This window comes from Enterobacter sp. ENT03, from assembly GCF_019218745.1.
In the GTDB taxonomy this organism is placed as follows: domain Bacteria; phylum Pseudomonadota; class Gammaproteobacteria; order Enterobacterales; family Enterobacteriaceae; genus Enterobacter_D.
On the sequence record NZ_JAHUXA010000063.1, the window covers coordinates 1 to 255 of the forward strand.

Below are 255 nucleotides of genomic sequence, written 5' to 3' on the forward strand. Positions count from 1 at the left end.
GACTTGACAGACCGCCTGCGTGCGCTTTACGCCCAGTAATTCCGATTAACGCTTGCACCCTCCGTATTACCGCGGCTGCTGGCACGGAGTTAGCCGGTGCTTCTTCTGCGGGTAACGTCAATTGCTGTGGTTATTAACCACAACACCTTCCTCCCCGCTGAAAGTACTTTACAACCCGAAGGCCTTCTTCATACACGCGGCATGGCTGCATCAGGCTTGCGCCCATTGTGCAATATTCCCCACTGCTGCCTCCCG

1 rRNA gene is annotated in these 255 nt (G+C 55.7%); it reads right to left on the reverse strand.

The annotated features are described in order from the left end of the window. Positions 1-255: ribosomal RNA gene (locus KW828_RS22215) — 16S ribosomal RNA — on the reverse strand; the annotation flags it as partial.